The organism is Pseudomonas sp. GM80, assembly GCF_000282515.1.
Lineage (GTDB): Bacteria > Pseudomonadota > Gammaproteobacteria > Pseudomonadales > Pseudomonadaceae > Aquipseudomonas.
This window is the reverse complement of the sequence record NZ_AKJD01000182.1, coordinates 1-17583: the sequence shown is the minus strand read 5'-3', so window position 1 is coordinate 17583 and position 17583 is coordinate 1. Positions and strand designations below refer to the sequence as shown.

18 protein-coding genes are annotated in these 17583 nt (G+C 59.6%); 16 read left to right on the top strand and 2 right to left on the bottom strand.

The window, feature by feature from the left end; all coding sequences use genetic code 11:
- Positions 1 to 6: 6 nt before the first annotated feature.
- Complete coding sequence (gene rne / locus PMI37_RS24920; protein ID WP_008086286.1) at positions 7 to 3243, bottom strand: ribonuclease E; 3237 nt, start codon at positions 3241 to 3243, stop codon at positions 7 to 9.
- Positions 3244 to 3942: 699 nt separating this feature from the next.
- On the opposite strand from rne, the gene rluC reads away from it, so the two are divergent.
- The 3 genes from rluC to sppA are packed head-to-tail and all read left to right on the top strand — an operon-like array spanning position 3943 to position 6565.
- Entirely contained in the window at positions 3943 to 4902 is a 960-nt protein-coding gene (gene rluC / locus PMI37_RS24915) for a 23S rRNA pseudouridine(955/2504/2580) synthase RluC (protein WP_045123283.1), read from the top strand.
- The gene (locus PMI37_RS24910; RefSeq protein WP_008086282.1) at positions 4889 to 5551 is read left to right on the top strand and encodes an HAD-IA family hydrolase; all 663 of its coding nucleotides are present in this window, start codon (positions 4889 to 4891) and stop codon (positions 5549 to 5551) included. Before rluC ends, PMI37_RS24910 begins: the two co-directional genes overlap by 14 nt.
- Before the next feature lie 24 nt (positions 5552 to 5575).
- Positions 5576 to 6565, top strand: a complete 990-nt coding sequence (sppA, locus tag PMI37_RS24905; protein ID WP_008086279.1) for a signal peptide peptidase SppA — start codon at positions 5576 to 5578, stop codon at positions 6563 to 6565.
- A 95-nt stretch (positions 6566 to 6660) separates the two neighbouring features.
- Here the strand turns inward: sppA and PMI37_RS24900 are convergent, their stop codons facing one another.
- The gene (locus PMI37_RS24900; protein WP_008086276.1) at positions 6661 to 7239 is read right to left on the bottom strand and encodes a Maf family protein; all 579 of its coding nucleotides are present in this window, start codon (positions 7237 to 7239) and stop codon (positions 6661 to 6663) included.
- Positions 7240 to 7344: 105 nt separating this feature from the next.
- Between PMI37_RS24900 and PMI37_RS24895 the strand changes: the two genes are divergently transcribed.
- From PMI37_RS24895 to PMI37_RS24835, 13 genes are all read left to right on the top strand, one after another.
- Positions 7345 to 7872, top strand: a complete 528-nt coding sequence (locus PMI37_RS24895) for a YceD family protein (protein ID WP_008086273.1) — start codon at positions 7345 to 7347, stop codon at positions 7870 to 7872.
- A gap of 13 nt (positions 7873 to 7885) precedes the next feature.
- The gene (rpmF, locus tag PMI37_RS24890; RefSeq protein WP_003179396.1) at positions 7886 to 8068 is read left to right on the top strand and encodes a 50S ribosomal protein L32; all 183 of its coding nucleotides are present in this window, start codon (positions 7886 to 7888) and stop codon (positions 8066 to 8068) included.
- Between the two features lie 4 nt (positions 8069 to 8072).
- The gene (gene plsX, locus PMI37_RS24885) at positions 8073 to 9083 is read left to right on the top strand and encodes a phosphate acyltransferase PlsX (protein WP_081500538.1); all 1011 of its coding nucleotides are present in this window, start codon (positions 8073 to 8075) and stop codon (positions 9081 to 9083) included.
- 123 nt (positions 9084 to 9206) lie between these two features.
- Positions 9207 to 10145, top strand: coding sequence for an ACP S-malonyltransferase (gene fabD, locus PMI37_RS24880; RefSeq protein ID WP_008086270.1), 939 nt, complete (start codon positions 9207 to 9209; stop codon positions 10143 to 10145).
- 16 nt (positions 10146 to 10161) lie between these two features.
- Complete coding sequence (gene fabG / locus PMI37_RS24875) at positions 10162 to 10905, top strand: 3-oxoacyl-ACP reductase FabG (protein ID WP_008086267.1); 744 nt, start codon at positions 10162 to 10164, stop codon at positions 10903 to 10905.
- A gap of 196 nt (positions 10906 to 11101) precedes the next feature.
- Positions 11102 to 11338, top strand: a complete 237-nt coding sequence (gene acpP / locus PMI37_RS24870; RefSeq protein ID WP_003175607.1) for an acyl carrier protein — start codon at positions 11102 to 11104, stop codon at positions 11336 to 11338.
- 111 nt (positions 11339 to 11449) lie between these two features.
- Positions 11450 to 12694 carry a beta-ketoacyl-ACP synthase II gene (gene fabF / locus PMI37_RS24865; RefSeq protein WP_008086266.1) on the top strand — a complete coding sequence of 415 codons (1245 nt, stop codon included), beginning with the start codon at positions 11450 to 11452 and terminating at the stop codon, positions 12692 to 12694.
- Complete coding sequence (pabC, locus tag PMI37_RS24860; protein WP_008086265.1) at positions 12694 to 13509, top strand: aminodeoxychorismate lyase; 816 nt, start codon at positions 12694 to 12696, stop codon at positions 13507 to 13509. Before fabF ends, pabC begins: the two co-directional genes overlap by 1 nt.
- Before the next feature lie 3 nt (positions 13510 to 13512).
- Positions 13513 to 14694, top strand: coding sequence for an endolytic transglycosylase MltG (mltG, locus tag PMI37_RS24855; protein WP_008086264.1), 1182 nt, complete (start codon positions 13513 to 13515; stop codon positions 14692 to 14694).
- A 19-nt stretch (positions 14695 to 14713) separates the two neighbouring features.
- A complete protein-coding gene (gene tmk / locus PMI37_RS24850) occupies positions 14714 to 15346 on the top strand; it encodes a dTMP kinase (RefSeq protein WP_008086263.1) in 633 nt (210 codons plus the stop codon).
- Positions 15339 to 16322, top strand: coding sequence for a DNA polymerase III subunit delta' (locus PMI37_RS24845; protein ID WP_008086262.1), 984 nt, complete (start codon positions 15339 to 15341; stop codon positions 16320 to 16322). Before tmk ends, PMI37_RS24845 begins: the two co-directional genes overlap by 8 nt.
- A gap of 42 nt (positions 16323 to 16364) precedes the next feature.
- Complete coding sequence (locus PMI37_RS24840) at positions 16365 to 16721, top strand: PilZ domain-containing protein (protein ID WP_008086261.1); 357 nt, start codon at positions 16365 to 16367, stop codon at positions 16719 to 16721.
- A gap of 15 nt (positions 16722 to 16736) precedes the next feature.
- Entirely contained in the window at positions 16737 to 17528 is a 792-nt protein-coding gene (locus PMI37_RS24835; RefSeq protein ID WP_008086260.1) for a TatD family hydrolase, read from the top strand.
- The last annotated feature ends 55 nt before the right edge of the window (positions 17529 to 17583 follow it).

Below are 17583 nucleotides of genomic sequence, written 5' to 3'. Positions count from 1 at the left end.
TTGGAATCAGACGAGTGGTTTAGGCTCGTGTTGTTTTTCCTGGGCCTCTTCGTGCTGCTCGACCGCGTCCTGAACGGAGCGTGGTGCTTCAGCAATCACGGCTTCAACAGCCGCTTGTTCAGTGACCACTTCAGCAACCGGAGCAGCAGCGGCAGCCTGTTCGGCTTCCTTCTGCAGACGCTCTTCTTCGCGCTTGCGGCGACGCACTTCACGTGGGTCGTTCGGCGCGCGGCCGCTTGGGGTCAGAGCGCTGACTGGCGCAACTTCAGCAACCGGAGCAGGCGCTTCGGCAACTACAGGCGCTTCGACGACTGGAACTGGCTCGGCGACAACCACTGGCTCGGCAGCCTGGGTCTCTTCGACAACAGGCGCTTGCGCAGGCGCTTCGAACACTGGTGCTTCAACAACCGGTGCTTCGAACACTGGCGCTTCAACAATCGGTGCTTCAACCACTGGCGCTGGCGTTTCAGCGACAACCGGCTCGGCTACCCAGTTGAAGGCAGTCTGCTCTTCGCGAACTTCACGCACGGTTTCGGTCACGGTTTCAGTGACGGTTTCAACCACCGGCTCAGCAACCACAACTGGCGCTGGTTCTACCTGAGGCAGCGTTTCCTGAACCGGAGCCACTTCGACTTCCGGAGCAGCAACCACTTCTACTGGAGTGGTCGCTTCAACAACCGGCGCTTCCACTGGAGCGGTTTCCTGAACAGCAGCGGTGGCGCGTTCGGCTTGCTCAAAGGCTTGGGCTTCGGCCGGAGCGCTGATCACGGTGCTGGCAACGGCTGCGGTAACAGCCAGGCCGGCGGCCAGATCGGCAGTGCTTGGCTCTTCAGCGTTTTCGCCGGCTTCGGATTCTTCCGAACCTTCGATCACGTTGCCGTTGGCATCACGCTGACGCTCACGACGGTTGCTGCGACGACGCTGACCGCGCGAACGACGACGTGGACGATCGCCTTCGGCGCTCTCCGAACCGTCTTCCGGCAGTTGCTCTTCGTTGGTGTTCACTTCTTCTTCAGCGACGGCAGCAGCGGCCTGTTCGGCGCGCGGTTGACGCTCTTCACGCGGCGGACGCGGTGCGCGCTCTTCGCGTGGCTGACGAACCGGACGCTCTTCAGCAGCCACCTCGGTGGTCACGGCAGGAGCGGCGTCGAGTGGCTCGCGCAGTTCACGTACACGTTCTTCACGCTCGCCACGTGGCTTGCGATCTTCACGCGGAGCGCGCGGTGCACGTTCTTCACGCGGCGCACGTGGCGCGCGTTCTTCACGAGCGGCCGGAGCTGCTTCGGTACGGGCTTCGCGCGGCTCACGCACTTCGCGGGCTTCACGTGGAGCGCGTTCTTCACGCGGCTCGCGTGGGGCACGTTCTTCACGCGGAGCACGTTCTTCGCGCGGTTTGCGTTCTTCATCGCGGCGACCATTACGGTTGCGGCTCTGCTGACGACCGTTGCGACGCTCTTCGTTACGGGCCGGACGCTCGGCAGCCGGTTTTTCAACCACGGCCGGGGCAACTGGCTCTTCTTTGGTGGCGAACAGGCTGACCAGCGATTTCACCAGGCCTTTGAACAGGCTCGGTTCTGGCACGGCAACCGGAGCCGGTGCAGCAGCGACTGGTGCGGCGGCTTCGGTCGGCACCGGAGCGTTGGCACGCGCCGGCGCAGTCTTGACTGCAGCTTCCTGGCGAACCAGGGTGCGGGTCGCGGCGGCTGGCTGAACTTCTTCAACTTCAGCGGCGGCGGCAGCGATTTCGTAGCTGGACTGGTTGGTCGCGGCTTCCGGGCTGTCGTCACGCAGGCGCTGAACTTCGAAATGCGGCGTTTCGAGGTGATCGTTCGGCAGAATGACGATGCGGGCACGGGTGCGCAGTTCGATCTTGGTGATCGAGTTGCGTTTTTCGTTGAGTAGGAACGCGGCCACCGGGATCGGCACTTGTGCGCGAACTTCGGCAGTGCGGTCTTTCAGGGCTTCTTCTTCGATCAGGCGCAGGATCGCCAGCGACAGCGATTCAACGTCACGGATGATGCCGGTGCCGTTGCAACGCGGGCAGACGATGCCGCTGCTTTCGCCCAGCGATGGACGCAGGCGCTGACGCGACATTTCCAGCAGGCCGAAGCGCGAGATGCGGCCGATCTGTACGCGAGCACGGTCGGCTTCCAGGCATTCGCGGACTTTCTCTTCCACGGCGCGCTGGTTCTTGGCAGGGGTCATGTCGATGAAGTCGATGACGATCAGGCCGCCGATGTCGCGCAGGCGCAACTGACGGGCGATTTCTTCAGCCGCTTCAAGGTTGGTCTGCAGGGCGGTTTCTTCGATGTCGCTGCCTTTGGTGGCGCGTGCCGAGTTGATGTCGATGGACACCAGGGCTTCGGTCGGATCGATGACGATGGAGCCGCCGGAAGGCAGTTCAACGACGCGCTGGAAAGCGGTCTCGATCTGGCTTTCGATCTGGAAACGGTTGAACAGCGGCACGCTGTCTTCGTACAGCTTGATCTTGCTGGCGTACTGCGGCATTACCTGGCGGATGAAGGTCAGAGCTTCGTCCTGGGCTTCAACGCTGTCGATCAGTACTTCGCCGATGTCCTGGCGCAGGTAATCGCGGATGGCGCGGATGATCACGTTGCTTTCCTGGTAGATCAGGAATGGCGCGGAGCGATCCAGCGAGGCTTCTTTGATGGCGGTCCACAGTTGCAGCAGGTAATCGAGGTCCCACTGCATTTCTTCGCTGCTGCGGCCAAGGCCGGCAGTGCGCACGATCAGACCCATGTCGGCCGGTGCAACCAGACCGTTCAGCGCTTCACGCAGTTCGTTGCGCTCTTCGCCTTCGATGCGACGGGAGATACCGCCGGCACGCGGGTTGTTCGGCATCAGCACGAGGTAACGACCGGCCAGGCTGATGAAGGTGGTCAGGGCGGCGCCCTTGTTGCCACGTTCTTCTTTTTCGACCTGAACGATGACTTCCTGGCCTTCGCTCAGGACGTCCTTGATGTTGACGCGGCCTTCGGGGGCTTTCTTGAAGTATTCGCGGGAGATTTCTTTGAGGGGCAGGAAGCCATGGCGCTCAGAGCCAAAATCGACAAAGGCAGCCTCAAGGCTTGGTTCGATGCGAGTGATACGGCCTTTATAAATGTTGGCCTTCTTCTGCTCGCGTGCACCGGATTCGATGTCCAGGTCGTAGAGGCGTTGGCCATCTACCAGTGCAACACGCAACTCTTCGGGTTGAGTTGCGTTAATCAGCATTCTTTTCATGTAGTACCGTCGGTTTCCGGGCTGCCGGAAACGGCGTTCGGCACACACGACTTCTCACGGTCGGTGTCAGGTGCGTCGGGAGTGGTTGGCCATTCCCGTGTCCAGCGATATGCGGCCAATTGGGCCGATATAGCGACGTACGCGTCCTGCTTGCTGTGGCTACTTAAGCACTCAGTCAGGAGGAGGAATCAATCAGTGGCTGTGGACGAGATGAAGCGTCTTGATAAAGCCTATTGCTACACAGTCCAGCGGTTGTGCATCTCCACCCTACACGTATCCCTGATAATTCGGGTGCTGCCGCGCGCAGAATCCGCAGCGGGTTGGCATTTACCGTGAGCTCCGAAAGGGGAGGTCACGCATCATGGCTAATTCAGGCGATGTTTCCGAAGCATTCGCTCGGGGTCATCTGCAGCTGACTGCACTTTGTGAACTGGCCTTGAATGTGTGCCTGTCAGGCGAGTAAAAACTCTGCTCGACGGTGTAATTCAGGCCTCATGTCACCTGCGCTTGTTACAACTGCAAACTCCACCGTTACGTAGCGAAAGCCCCGTAGGACGGCCTCGCGTCCTGGTGAATTGCGTTGGTCAGGGCCGGTTTTTGACCGTGGTGCCGCTGTCCAGGCCGCTTTTGGCGGCGTTCGCGACTATAGCAGCAATGATTAAGTGCTTCAATTCCATAAAAATTGTTATCATCCGCGGCATGACAACTACTGCCCCTTCGACTCCAGGCGTTCAATTGCTTGAAGTCTCGCCGGAGTATGCCGGCCAACGAATCGACAATTTTCTCCTCGCCCGGCTCAAAGGCGTGCCCAAGACCTTGATTTACCGCATTTTGCGCAAAGGCGAAGTGCGCGTGAACAAAGGTCGGATCAAGCCCGAATACAAGCTGCAGGCCGGCGATATCGTGCGCGTGCCGCCGGTTCGCGTGCCTGAGCGTGACGAACCGGTGCCACTGGCCCAGGGTTTGTTGCAGCGCCTGGAGGCCTCGATTGTCTTCGAAGACAAAGCCCTGATCGTGATCAACAAGCCCGCCGGCATTGCGGTTCACGGCGGCAGTGGCTTGAATTTCGGCGTGATCGAAGCCTTTCGTCAGTTGCGCCCGGATACCAAAGAGCTGGAGCTGGTTCACCGTCTCGACCGTGACACTTCCGGCCTGCTGATGATCGCCAAAAAGCGCAGCATGTTGCGCCACTTGCACGAGCAATTGCGCGGCGATGGCGTCGATAAGCGCTACATGGCGCTGGTCCGTGGCAACTGGGCAACCTCGATCAAGAAAGTCAGCGCGCCATTGCTCAAGAGCAATCTGCGTTCCGGCGAACGCATGGTTGAAGTCAACGAAGAAGGCAAAGAAGCCCTGACGATGTTCAAGGTGCTGCGCCGCTTCGGTGATTTCGCCACCATGGTCGAAGCCAAACCGGTTACCGGCCGCACCCACCAGATTCGCGTGCACACTTTGCATGCCGGTCATTGCATTGCTGGCGACAGCAAATATGGCGATGAAGACTTCACCAAGGAAATCCGCGATCTGGGCGGCAAACGTCTGTTCCTGCACGCCTACATGTTGACCGTGCCGCTGCCGGACGGTGGCAAGCTGACCCTGCAAGCACCGGTCGACGAAATGTGGGCCAAGACCGTGGAGCGATTGAGTGCGCCCATCTGATTACAAGCTGCTGATTTTCGATTGGGACGGCACGCTGGCTGATTCCATCCATCGGATTGTCGAGGCGATGCACTCTGCCTCCGGGCGTTCCGGCTTCGAGTTGCGTGATGATTTTGCCGTCAAAGGCATCATCGGCCTGGGTTTGCCCGAGGCTATCCGCACGCTGTATCCCGAGATCAGCGACGCCGAAATGACCTTGTTTCGCGAGTATTACGCGGATCACTACATCGCCGCTGAAGCGGTGCCTTCGCCGTTGTTCGAAGGCGTAGTCGAGTCGATGGCGTCCTTTCGTGAGCAGGGTTATCACTTGGCTGTCGCTACCGGCAAGAATCGCCGTGGCCTGGATCGGGTGCTCAAGGCCAATGGCTGGGAAGATTATTTCGATATCACCCGCGCTGCCGATGAAACTGCGAGCAAGCCACACCCTCTGATGCTGGAGCAGATCCTTGCTCATTGCGGTGTGCGTGCCGAGCAGGCGCTGATGGTCGGCGATTCGTCCTTCGATCTGCTGATGGCGCGAAACGCGGGGATGGATTCGGTGGCGGTCAGTTATGGCGCGCAATCGATCGAATCGCTGCAGCAGTTCGAGCCGCGCCTGTCGATCGACCGTTTTTCTGAATTGCATGCCTGGCTGGGGCAGCGGGCTTAATACGTTTTTGCTGGGGTGGATGGCATGACCGACGAATGGAAAGCACCGGCCAAGGCAAGTGCCGACGGCGGTGACGAGAAAAGCTGGAAGCTGTTGGAGAAGACGCTGCTGGCCGGTGTGCAGGAACAGCGTCGTTCGCGGCGCTGGGGGATTTTCTTCAAGCTGCTGACGTTTGTTTATCTGTTTGTGGCGTTGATCCTGTTCACGCCGCTGATGGACATGGAAAAGAGTGCGACCCGCAGTGATAACTACACCGCGTTGATCGATGTCACCGGGGTGATCGCCGACAAGGAGCCTGCGAGCGCCGATAACATTGTCGGCAGTCTGCGTGCCGCGTTCGATGACAAGAAGGTCAAAGGCGTTGTCCTTCGCATCAATAGCCCGGGCGGCAGTCCGGTGCAGTCCGGTTATGTGTATGACGAGATCAAGCGTCTGCGAGGCCTGCATCCGGATATCAAGGTGTATGCCGTGATTTCCGATCTGGGTGCCTCCGGTGCCTATTACATCGCCAGTGCGGCGGATCAGATCTACGCCGACAAGGCCAGTCTGGTCGGATCGATTGGTGTGACGGCGGCCGGTTACGGTTTTGTCGGCACCATGGACAAGCTGGGCGTCGAGCGTCGCACGTACACGTCGGGCGAGCACAAGTCTTTCCTTGATCCGTTCCAGCCGCAGAAGCCTGATGAGACGGCGTTCTGGCAAACGGTGCTGGATACCACGCACAAGCAGTTTATCAATAGCGTCAAGCAGGGTCGTGGCGATCGCTTGAAAGACAAAGAACATCCGGAGCTGTTCTCCGGTTTGGTCTGGTCGGGCGAGCAGGCGCTGCCGCTGGGGTTGATCGATGGGCTGGGCAATGCCAGTTCGGTTGCGCGGGATGTGATTGGCGAGAAAGAGTTGGTGGATTTCACCGTTCAGGAATCGCCGTTTGATCGCTTCTCGAAAAAGCTTGGTGCCAGCGTGGCTGAGCAGTTGGCGATGTGGATGGGGTTCCACGGGCCTTCGTTGCGTTAATTCGTTGTAAAGATCAAAAGATCGCAGCCTGCGGCAGCTCCTACAGGGTTTTACATTCCCCTGTAGGAGCTGCCGCAGGCTGCGATCTTTTGCTTTTAAGGAATCTGCACGCCCTCAACCAGCAACATGTCGATCAGGCGAATCAACGGCAAACCGATCAGGCTGGTGGCGTCAGGCCCTTCAGTGGACTGAAACAGACTCACCCCCAACCCTTCGGCCTTGAAGCTGCCAGCGCAGTCATACGGCTGCTCAATGCGCAGGTAGCGCTCAACGCGCGCCTGATCGAGCTGACGCATGTGCACGGTAAACGGCACGCAGTCGACCTGGCATTCGCCGGTCTGGCTATTCAGCAGCGCCAGGCCGGTGAGGAATGTCACGCTGGCGCCACTGGCAGCCATCAGTTGTTCGCGGGCTTTTTCGAAGGTGTGCGGTTTGCCGATGATCTGTTCGCCGAGTACGGCAACCTGGTCGGAGCCGATAATCAGATGAGCGGGATGGCTGTCGGTCAGCGCCCGGGCTTTTTGTTCGGCGAGGCGTTTGACCAGTTCGATGGCTGACTCGCCCGGGCGATGACTTTCATCGATATCCGGCGAGGAGCAGACGAACGGCAGGTGCAGGCGGGCGAGCAATTCGCGACGATAGGTCGAGCTTGAAGCGAGTAATAAAGGCAGCATTCGCGTCTCCTGAGGCAGGTGCAGATTCTAGCGGAGGCACGCAAGTGACGGACAGGGCACAATTTCCTTTGACATGGGTGGGTGCATCCCTATAATGCTGCGCCTATGTTGAATGACCCGATTCCACCTCACGTTGACCCGCGCAAATTGGCTGATCGTGGCACCACCCTTCAAGGTGAATTGCTGCTAGCCGATTTGAAGAGACTCTGCGACCCGCTTTCCGACGATGTCGGTACGGTGCAGGCGAAATTCGTTTTTGAACGAGATGAACGTAAATCTGTGGTGATCCACAGCTTTATCGACACCGAGGTCAAAATGGTTTGCCAGCGTTGTCTTGAGCTGGTCACCCTGCCGATCCACAGCGAATGCAGTTATGCTGTGGTGAAAGAGGGTGCGAATACCCAGTCGTTGCCGAAAGGTTATGACGTGCTGGAACTGGGCGAAGATCCATTGGATCTGCAGTCACTGATCGAGGAGGAGCTTTTGCTCGCCTTGCCCATTGTGCCTGCTCATCATCCGGAAGAATGCCAGCAGCCGGCGGGTCTCGATGAGCCCGAACCGAGCGAGGACGAGTCAACGCGGTCCAACCCGTTCAGTGTATTGGCGCAGTTAAAGCGTGACCCAAACGTTTAGGAGTTAATCAATTATGGCTGTTCAGCAGAACAAAAAATCCCGCTCTGCCCGTGACATGCGCCGTTCGCACGACGCTCTCGAGGCTAGCACCCTGTCTGTAGAAAAAACCACTGGTGAAGTTCACCTGCGTCACCACGTATCGCCAGAAGGCGTATACCGTGGCCGTAAAGTGATCGACAAGGGCGCTGACGAGTAATCACTTGTCCGCTCAAGTCATCGCGATTGACGCAATGGGCGGGGACTTCGGTCCCCGCAGCATTGTTCAGGCCAGCCTCGCTTGCCTGTCTGCTACGCCCTCGCTACACCTGACCCTCGTCGGTCAACCCTCCCTTCTTGAAGAACTGATCCACGGCCAATCGGCTGCTGATCGCGCGCGCCTGACGATTGTTGCGGCCAGCGAAGTCATCACCATGGATGAAAAACCGACCCAGGCCTTGCGTGGCAAGCCGGACTCATCGATGCGTGTCGCCCTGGAGTTGGTGCGTGATGGCAAGGCGCAAGCGTGTGTCAGTGCCGGCAATACCGGTGCGCTGATGGCGTTGTCGCGATTTGTGCTGAAGACGCTGCCCGGTATTGATCGCCCGGCGATGGTGGCGGCGATTCCGACACAGAAGGGTTTTTGTCAGTTGCTCGATCTGGGCGCGAATGTCGATTGCAGTGCCGAGCATCTGCTGCAGTTTGCGGTGATGGGCTCGGTGGCAGCGCAGACGCTGGGTATCCACCGCCCGCGTGTGGCGCTGCTGAACATCGGCACTGAAGACATCAAGGGCAATCAGCAGGTCAAGCTCGCGGCGACGTTGTTGCAGGCTGCTCGTGGCATCAACTACATCGGCTTCATCGAAGGCGATGGCCTGTACCGTGGTGAGGCCGATGTCGTGGTGTGCGACGGTTTTGTCGGCAACATCCTGCTCAAGTCCAGCGAAGGCCTGGCGACAATGATCGCGGCGCGTATCGATGCGCTGTTCAAGAAGAATCTCGCTTCCCGTGCGGTCGGTGCTTTGGCGCTGCCATTGATGAAGCGCTTGCAGGCGGATCTGGCGCCGGCGCGACATAACGGCGCAAGCTTTCTCGGCTTGCAGGGTATCGTCGTGAAAAGTCACGGTTCGGCCGGGGTGCAGGGCTTTCAGAGTGCGATTCAGCGTGCGCTGATCGAGATTCAGGAGAACTTGCCGGAGCGCCTCCACGGTCGTCTGGAGGATTTGTTGTCTTAGGCGTTTTCGTCGGACAATGCTTAAATGTGACCGCCCGGTTCAAAGGGCCATCCAACTGTCAGTTTCTTGCGTCCCCAAGCGGGGCGTCATTTTCCGACGACAAGATCATTAGGGGCTTGTTACATGTCTGCTTCCCTCGCATTCGTCTTTCCAGGACAGGGTTCGCAGTCCCTCGGCATGTTGGCCGAGCTGGGCGCGGAATATCCGTTGATCCTCGAAACATTCAAAGAAGCCTCTGAGGCTCTGGGTTATGACCTGTGGGCACTGACCCAGCAGGGGCCGGAAGAGCTGCTCAATCAAACCGATAAAACCCAACCGGCCATTCTGACCGCTTCGATCGCCCTGTGGCGTCTGTGGCTGGCGGAAGGTGGCGCGCGCCCGGCCTTTGTTGCCGGTCACAGCCTGGGCGAATACAGCGCGCTGGTTGCTGCTGGCAGCCTGACGCTGGCTGACGCGGTCAAGCTCGTTGAGCGCCGTGGTCAACTGATGCAGGAAGCGGTTCCGGCCGGGCAGGGCGGCATGGCTGCCATTCTCGGTCTGGAAGACGCTGATGTGCTGGCGGCCTGCGCTGAAGCTGCGCAAGGCGAGGTGGTCAGCGCCGTCAACTTCAACTCGCCGGGCCAGGTCGTCATCGCCGGCGCCAAGGCTGCCGTCGAGCGCGCCATCGAAGGCTGCAAGGCGCGTGGCGCCAAGCGTGCCATGCCGCTGCCGGTGAGCGTGCCTTCGCACTGCGAACTGATGCGTCCGGCCGCCGAGCGCTTTGCCGAAGCCATCGCCGCCATCGACTGGCAGGCGCCGCAGATCCCGGTGGTACAGAACGTCAGCGCGCAAGTGCCGGCCGATCTGGAAACCCTCGAGCGTGATCTGCTCGAACAACTCTACAAGCCAGTGCGCTGGGTCGAGTCGGTACAGACGCTGGCCGCCAAGGGCGCGACCAATCTGGTCGAATGCGGCCCGGGCAAAGTGCTGGCCGGTCTGAACAAACGTTGCGCCGAAGGCGTGGCGACTTCCAACCTCAATACCCCAGACGCTTTCGCTGCCGCTCGTGCAGCGCAAGCCTGAATCAGGAGAAACTTGCATGAGTCTGCAAGGTAAAGTTGCACTGGTGACCGGTGCAAGCCGCGGTATCGGCCAGGCCATCGCGCTGGAATTGGGTCGTCAGGGCGCCATCGTTGTTGGCACCGCGACCTCCGCGTCGGGTGCTGAGCGCATTGCTGCGACCCTGAAGGAAAACGGTATTCAGGGCACTGGCCTTGAGCTGAACGTCACCAGCGACGAGTCCGTCAGCGCAGTACTGGCAAGCATTCAGGAACAGTTCGGTGCGCCGGTGGCGATCCTGGTCAATAATGCCGGCATCACCCGCGATAACCTGATGATGCGCATGAAAGACGATGAGTGGTACGACGTGATCGATACCAACCTGAACAGTCTATTCCGCCTGTCCAAGGGCGTTCTGCGCGGCATGACCAAGGCGCGTTGGGGTCGAATTATCAGTATTGGCTCGGTGGTGGGTGCCATGGGCAACGCTGGCCAAGTAAACTATGCAGCCGCCAAGGCCGGTCTGGAAGGTTTCAGCCGTGCAATGGCGCGTGAAGTCGGTTCGCGTTCGATTACGGTCAACTCGGTAACCCCAGGGTTCATCGACACCGATATGACCCGCGAACTGCCTGAAGCACAGCGTGAAGCCTTGCAGACGCAGATTCCGCTGGGTCGTCTGGGACAAGCTCAAGAGATCGCGTCTGTGGTCGCTTTTCTTGCATCCGACGGTGCGGCATACGTCACTGGGGCTACAATCCCGGTGAACGGTGGGATGTACATGTAAGTAAAATGTGACGGATTGCTTCAAAAAAATGTCATACGAGCTGTCTAAAATCCGTTATAAAGCTGCAATCTATTTATAGGCAGAGGGCCGCAGGGTTTGAGGAGTGAAGCTTTCAGTTGAAAAGCTGAAAAGTCTTTCTATACACTTACCCACTGGCCAGCTGCCTGAATTTGTCCATTAGGAGTGAAAACAAGGTATGAGCACCATCGAAGAGCGCGTCAAGAAAATCGTTGCCGAGCAACTGGGCGTTAAAGAAGAAGAAGTGGTCAACACTGCTTCCTTCGTTGAAGACCTGGGTGCCGACTCCCTTGACACCGTTGAGCTGGTGATGGCTCTGGAAGAGGAATTCGAGACCGAAATCCCTGACGAAGAAGCTGAGAAGATCACTACTGTACAAGCTGCAATCGACTACGTTACTAGCCACCAGGCGTAATAGTTTGTAATCGTTGTTTGCTGTCATGGAAAAACCGCACTGCCATCATGGCGTGCGGTTTTTTCTTTAGGCCTGATGCAAAGTCGTCGTCATTTGAAAAAGGAGAGTGCTGTGTCGCGTAGACGCGTCGTAGTCACCGGTATGGGTATGTTGTCGCCACTGGGCACGGATGTGCCGAGCAGTTGGCAGGGCATTCTGGCTGGCCGCAGTGGCATTGGTCTGATCGAACACACCGACCTTTCTGCCTATTCCACCCGCTTTGGCGGCTCGGTAAAAGGCTTCAATGTCGAGGAATACCTGTCGGTCAAGGAAGCGCGCAAGCTCGACCTGTTCATTCAGTACGGTCTCGCCGCGGGCTTTCAAGCCGTGCGCAATGCCGGGCTCGAAGTTACCGACGCCAACCGTGAACGCATTGGCGTGGCCATGGGTTCGGGCATTGGCGGTCTGACCAACATCGAAGAAACCAGCCGCACCCTGCACGAGACTGGCCCGCGCCGGATTTCTCCGTTCTTTGTGCCTGGCTCGATCATCAATATGATTTCCGGTTTCCTGTCTATCCATCTGGGTGCACAGGGACCTAACTACGCCATCGCCACCGCGTGTACCACCGGTACGCACTGCATTGGCATGGCGGCGCGCAACATCATGTACGACGAGGCCGACGTGATGATTGCCGGCGGTGCCGAAATGGCTGCGTGCGGTCTGGGCATGGGCGGCTTCGGTGCGTCCCGTGCGCTGTCGACGCGCAACGATGAGCCGACCCGCGCCAGCCGTCCGTGGGACAAAGGCCGTGACGGTTTCGTCCTGTCCGACGGTGCCGGCGCACTGGTTCTCGAAGAGCTGGAACACGCCAAGGCTCGCGGCGCGACCATCTACGCCGAGCTGATCGGCTTCGGTACCAGCGGCGATGCGTTCCACATGACCTCGCCACCGGCCGACGGCGCCGGTGCCGCCCGCTGCATCACCAATGCATTGCGCGATGCCAAGATCAACGTCGATCAAGTGCAGTACATCAACGCCCACGGCACCTCGACCCCGGCCGGCGACCTCGCCGAAGCCAATGCGCTCAAGTCGGTGTTCGGTGAGCACGCCTACAAACTGGCGGTCAGCTCGACCAAGTCGATGACCGGTCACCTGTTGGGTGCAGCGGGCGCGGTCGAAGCGATCTTCAGCGTGCTGGCGATCAACAGCCAGGTGGCACCGCCGACCATCAACCTTGAAGAGCCGGATGAAGGCTGCGATCTCGATTTCGTGCCGCACACCGCGCGCAACATGGACATCGATGTCGTACTGTCCAACTCCTTCGGTTTTGGCGGCACCAACGGCACCTTGGCGTTCCGTCGGTTCGCAGGCTGATGGAAAGCTGGGTCGACGGTCAACCGGCTGACAGTCTGTCGCTGAAAGATCGCGGCCTGGCTTACGGCGATGGTCTGTTCGAGACCATCGCTGTGCATCGCGGCCAGCCGATCCTGCTGGATCGGCACTTGGCGCGACTGGCCGATGGCTGTTCGCGTCTGGCCATTGCGGCCGATATCGAGCTGATTCGCCACGAGCTGCTGAGCTATGCGGCAGCGATGGGCGAGGGCGTGCTCAAGCTCATCCTCAGCCGTGGTGACGGTTTGCGTGGTTATGCGCCCGATCCGGCGGCGCCGGGCCGACGCATCCTGCAAGGCAATCCTCCTGCTGTTTATCCTGCTGCTCATGCCGAGCACGGCGTGCGCCTGTTCCCGTGCAGCACGCGTCTGGCTACGCAGCCGTTGCTCGCCGGACTCAAACACCTCAATCGCCTTGAACAGGTTCTCGCCCGTGCCGAATGGCAGGACAGCGAGCACGCCGAAGGCTTGATGCTCGATCAGGCCGGTCGAGTGATCGAAGGGGTGTTCAGCAATGTGTTTCTGCTGCGCGACGGTGTGTTGATCACCCCGGACTTGAAGCGCTGCGGCGTCGCCGGTGTGATGCGCGCCGAAATATTGTTTCAGGCCGAGTCCTTGGCCATCCCCACGCAAATCGCCGACATCAGCCTCGAACAGCTGCAATGGGCTGACGAAGTGTTTCTCTGCAACAGCGTTTATGGCGTCTGGCCGGTACGCGCCTACGCTGCACTGAGCTGGCCGGTTGGCCCGCTCACCCGTAAACTGCAAACCATTGCCCGCGCCCTACTGGATGCCTGATTCGTGAGACGTAAACTTTTGCTGCTGCTGGAAACCGGACTGGTTCTGGCAGGGCTGCTGTTGGGCGCCAGCGCCTGGAAGATTCACTCCGCGCTGGAACAGCCCCTGAACATCACGCAGGAAGAACTGCTGGATGTGCCGAAAGGCTCGACACCGACCCGTACTTTCCTTTCACTCGAAACCGATGGCGTCATCAAGGACGCGTTCTGGTTGCGGGTCTATTGGCGCTTCAACCTCGCTGGTACGCCGATCCACAGCGGTGAATACCGCATGCAGCCGGGCATGACCGTCAACGGCCTGATCGACTTGTGGAAGCGTGGCGACGTGGTGCAATACAGCCTGACACTGGTCGAAGGCTGGAATTTCCATCAAGTGCGCGCGGCATTGGCCAAAGACGAAAAACTCACCCAGACCCTCAATGGTTTGAGTGACAGCGACGTCATGGCGAAGATCGGTCATAAGGGGCTGTTCCCGGAAGGCCGCTTCTTCCCTGACACTTACCGCTTCGTGCGCGGCATGTCCGACGCCGAGTTGCTGAAGAAAGCCTTCGAGCGTCTCGACGAAGTGTTGGCCAATGAATGGGAAAAACGTTCGGCCGATGCGCCGTACAGCGAGCCGTATCAAGCGTTGATCATGGCCTCGCTGGTCGAGAAAGAAACCGGCGTGCCGCAGGAGCGCGGGCAGATCGCAGGCGTGTTCGTGCGCCGGATGGCGTTGGGGATGCAATTGCAGACCGACCCGACGGTCATTTATGGCCTCGGCGATCGCTACACCGGCAAACTCACACGCGCGCATTTGAAAGAGCCGACGGCGTATAACACTTACGTGATTCCCGGCTTGCCGCCGACCCCGATTGCGATGGTCGGGCGTGAAGCGATTCACGCGGCGCTGAACCCCGTGGAAGGCTCCAGCCTGTACTTTGTCGCACGCGGCGACGGCAGCCATGTGTTCTCCGACGATCTTGATGCGCACAACAGTGCGGTGCGTGAATTCCAACTCAAGCGCCGCGCAGATTATCGTTCGAGCCCGGCCCCGACGGCGACGCCTGAAGCCGCTGCGCCTGCCGAGGAAACGATTCCTGCGGCTTCACCCGATACGGCGCCGGAGGCGTTGCCGCAAGTTCCCGCCGAGGAACCTGCGCCGACCCCGGCCCCGGAAGCCGCTGCTCCACAAAACGCGCAATGACTTTGATTAAGGACTGCCTGTGACTGGCTTGTTTATTACCCTGGAAGGCCCGGAAGGCGCCGGCAAAAGCACCAACCGCGAATACCTCGCCGAGCGCCTGCGCGCCGCCGGTATTGAGGTGGTGCTGACCCGTGAGCCCGGCGGTACGCCGCTGGCCGAGCGGATTCGCGAAGTGTTGCTGGCGCCGGCCGACGAAGTCATGACCCCGGACGCCGAGCTGCTGCTGGTGTTTGCCGCGCGCGCTCAGCACCTGGCCGAAGTCATCCGCCCGGCACTGGCACGTGGCGCGGTGGTGCTGTGTGATCGCTTCACCGATTCGACGTATGCCTATCAGGGCGGCGGTCGCGGTTTGTCGCTGGAGCGTATCGCCACGCTGGAAACCTTTGTTCAGGGCGATCTGCGTCCTGACCTGACGCTGATTTTCGATCTGCCGGTGGAAATCGGCCTGGCTCGCGCCAGCGCTCGTGGCCGTCTGGATCGTTTCGAGCTGGAAGGCCGGGCGTTTTTCGAGGCGGTGCGCAATGCGTTTCTCAAGCGCGCTGAAGCCGACCCTGCGCGCTATGTGCGCATCGATGCCGGTCAGCCGTTAGCCAAAGTTCAACAATCGCTGGATACCTTGCTGCCGAACTTGCTGGAGCTGGCCCGTGGCTGAGGCCTATCCATGGCAGGACAGCCTCTGGCAGCAACTGGCCGGCCGCAAGCAGCACGCTCACGCCTATCTGCTGCATGGCCCCGCCGGGATCGGCAAGCGCGCGCTGGCCGAGCGCTTGATGGCGAGCCTGCTGTGTCAGCGTCCGACGCCAGAAGCGTGCGGCGAGTGCAAATCCTGCCTGCTGCTCAGGGCCGGTAGTCATCCCGATAATTACATCCTCGAACCGGAAGAGGCCGATAAGGCAATCAAGGTCGATCAAGTGCGCGATCTGGTCAGTTTCGTGGTGCAGACCGCGCAACTGGGTGGGCGCAAAGTGGTGCTGATCGAGCCGGTCGAGGCGATGAACATCAACGCCGCCAACGCCTTGCTGAAAAGCCTTGAAGAGCCTTCCGGCGATACTGTGTTGCTGTTGGTCAGCCATCAGACCAGCCGTTTGCTGCCGACGATCAAAAGCCGTTGCGTGCAGCAGGCTTGTCCGCTGCCGGGCGAAGCGATGAGCCTGCAATGGCTGGCTCAGGCGTTGCCGGATTGCTCTGAAGAAGAACGTGTCGAACTGCTGACGCTGGCGGCCGGTTCGCCGTTGATGGCAGTCAGTCTGCAATCCCAGGGCGTGCGTGAACAGCGTGCACAAGTGGTCGAAGGCGTGAAGAAGTTGCTCAAGCAGCAGCAATCGCCGACGCAACTGGCTGAAGAATGGAAAAGCATTCCGATGCTGCGCCTGTTCGACTGGTTCTGTGATTGGTCGAGCCTGATTCTGCGTTATCAACTGACGCAGGATGAAGCAGGCCTCGGCCTGACCGATATGCGTAAAGTCGTGCAGTACCTGGCGCAGAAAAGTGCGCAGGGCAAAGTCCTCGAGATTCAGGACTGGATTCTCGCCCAGCGGCAGAAAGTCATGAGCAAGGCCAACCTCAATCCGGCGCTGTTGCTGGAAGCGTTGTTGGTGCAATGGGCGGGATTGCCTGGCCAAAGATAACAATGTGTACCTAGACTCTGAACATCAGCAGTGGAGGTCAACATGAATGAACCCGTCAGTCCGGGGCCGCGTAACGGCATCTTGTCCCTGACCATCAAGGACAAGTCGGTGCTTTACGCCGCCTACATGCCGTTCATCAAGAACGGTGGCTTGTTCATCCCGACCAACAAGAGTTACAAGTTGGGCGACGAAGTGTTCATGCTGCTCAACCTGATGGACGAGGCGGAGAAAATTCCGGTGGCCGGTAAAGTCACCTGGATCACCCCGAAAGGGGCACAAGGCAATCGTGCCGCCGGTGTCGGCGTGCAGTTCAATGATGGCGACAACACCGCGCGCAGTCGCATCGAAACCCATCTGGCCGGAGCCCTCAAGTCCGACCGTCCCACTCATACGATGTAAGTAGCCGTCCTTTTTATGCTCGTAGATTCCCATTGTCACCTCGATCGCCTCGACCTCGCCGCCCATGATGGCTCGCTGGATGCCGCACTCGATGCAGCCCGGCAGCGCGGAGTAGGGCACTTTCTGTGCATCGGCGTCAGTGCCGACAACGCCGCCGACGTCAAAGCCCTGGCTGAACGTTACGACGACGTTGATTGCTCGGTTGGCGTGCACCCGCTGGATGTACAACCGGGCGCGGCGCCGGCGCTGGACTGGTTGCTGCACGAACTCAATCACCCGAAAGTAGTGGCGATCGGCGAAACCGGTCTGGACTATCACTACGAGCCGGAAGCCGCTGAATTGCAGCAGGAGTCATTTCGTCTGCACCTGCAAGCGGCGCAGCAGACTGGCAAACCGGTGATCATCCACACCCGTGGGGCGCGGGCCGACACCCTCGAACTGCTGCGCGAAGCGGCGTTGCCGCAGGCCGGTGTGCTGCATTGCTTCACCGAAGACTGGGACATGGCCAAAGCTGCTTTGGACATGGGTTATTACATCTCCCTGTCGGGGATCGTCACGTTCCGTAATGCCGATGCGTTGCGCGATGTCGCGAGCAAGGTTCCGGCCGACCGCCTGCTGGTGGAAACCGATTCGCCGTATCTGGCGCCGATCCCGTATCGCGGCAAGCCAAACCTGCCGCAGTATGTGCGTGAGGTTGCGGAATTCCTGGCGATGTTGCGCGGTGAGAATTACGAGCGCTTTGCCGAACAGACCACCGAGAACTTCAAGCGTCTGTTCCCGCTGGCTTCGGTCAAATCTGCCCTGTAGGAGCTGCCGCAGGCTGCGATCTTTTGATCTTAAAAAAGTCAGATCAAAAGATCGC